Below are 1,772 nucleotides of genomic sequence, written 5' to 3' on the forward strand. Positions count from 1 at the left end.
AGTAAAAATGGCGCGTCTTTTATTACCTCTTTCGCGGCAAAATAATTTTGACAACGTATAGCCACCTGCCTATTAAAACTCAATTGCAATAACGCAATATCTTCAATAACAGTACCGGTTGCTCGGTTAGATACCGCAACATGCTTAGCCACTAAATAATTGTCTATATTGAGTTGGTTTTTAAGCGGGTGGTTTTTTTTCATGAGTACACAAAAGTGATCACTTGAGAGAACAGCGTGGCTAATGGGCGCTTTTATTGGCCGTGCTACATCAATTGCCATATCTATTTGATGATTAGCTAATTGCTTATGCATATCTTCACGGCTTAATTTTACGCTCGCTAAGCTTGCATTGGGAGCATGTTTTGCCAGTGCAAGTTGCAATTTAGGCAAAACAATAGGCTCTATTGCATCGTGCAGAGCTATTTTAAAAGTTTGCGCAGTGGTCGCTAAATTAAAGTCACCGCAGGCTTGTAGCACTTGGCGTAATTTTTCGAGTAAATCTATTAGCTCGGGTGCCATACGTTGGCACGCAGGGGTGGGGAGCATTAATTGCCCTTGACGCTCAAATAACGGATCGTTTAATACACTGCGCAAACGTTTTATAGCATGGCTAACTGCTGAGGGCGTTATGTACAGCACCTTTGCGGTTTCGCTCATGTTTTTTTCACGGTATAGGCATTCAAATATTTTAAGTAAATTTAAATCTAACTGCTGAATATTTTTAGCTTCAATCATTATTACCCACTCAAACTATGAATGTAATTCACACTTAACTGGTAATATATTTCATTTAATTCATTGGGGCGAATGTTTTATGCTGGGTTAACTAAAAAATAAACAGGCAACCCTAATGAACTTTGAGCCAAGCCAAAAAAGCCAAGACTACCTAAAGCGTGTAACCGCCTTTATGGATGAGCACGTATTGCCTATTGAGCATGCAGTAGTTGCGCATAACCATGCTAAAAATAATTCAAACGATTGGACCACTTGGCAACTAAGTGAGCACATTAAGCCATTAAAAACTAAAGCAAAAGCCGCGGGCCTGTGGAACTTATTTTTACCCGATGCAGAACTAGCACAAGGCTTAACCTGCTTAGAGTACGCCCCTATTGCAGAGCAAATGGGTAAATGTTTATTTGCCTCAGAAATATTTAATTGTAATGCCCCCGACACCGGCAATATGGAAGTGCTTTATCATTTTGCAAATGATGAGCAAAAACAGCAGTGGTTAACCCCATTATTAAATGGCGATATTCGCTCAGTATTTGCCATGACCGAACCCGATGTCGCTTCATCAGATGCGACAAACATGCAAGCAACCATAGATGTTGATGGCGACGAGCTTATTTTAAATGGCAAAAAATGGTGGACCACCGGCCTTGGTCATCCTAATGCCCAGGTGGCTATTTTTATGGGGCTTTCTAATCCCGAAAACGATAAACACAGCCAGCATTCAATGGTACTTGTGCCGCTAAACACACCCGGTGTAAACATTAAGCGTATGCTAAGTGCCTGTGGCGATTTTGATGCCCCCTACGGCCACGGCGAAATGGAATTTAATAACGTACGCGTACCAAAACAAAATCTTATTTTAGGGTTAGGCAAAGGCTTTGCCATTGCACAAGGGCGCTTGGGGCCTGGGCGAATTCATCATTGTATGCGCGCAATTGGCGCAGCAGAGCGCTGTTTAGAGCTCATGATTAAACGCGGGCTGTCGCGCAGCGCTTTTGGTAAACCCTTACTTAAATTAGGCGGTAATTTAGAACGCGT

2 protein-coding genes are annotated in these 1,772 nt (G+C 42.1%); one reads left to right on the forward strand and one right to left on the reverse strand.

Annotation, left to right across the window (positions count from 1 at the left end; translation table 11 throughout):
* Positions 1-737 (reverse strand): LysR family transcriptional regulator (locus tag B2R65_RS05150; RefSeq protein WP_286741431.1); only part of this gene is annotated, 737 nt, incomplete at its 3' end.
* A 115-nt stretch (positions 738-852) separates the two neighbouring features.
* Between B2R65_RS05150 and B2R65_RS05155 the strand changes: the two genes are divergently transcribed.
* Positions 853-1,772, forward strand: a 920-nt coding sequence (locus B2R65_RS05155) for an acyl-CoA dehydrogenase family protein (RefSeq protein ID WP_286741432.1), incomplete at its 3' end; no start/stop codon positions are given.

The organism is Pseudoalteromonas sp. UBA2102, assembly GCF_002331165.1.
Taxonomy (GTDB): domain Bacteria; phylum Pseudomonadota; class Gammaproteobacteria; order Enterobacterales; family Alteromonadaceae; genus Pseudoalteromonas; species Pseudoalteromonas atlantica.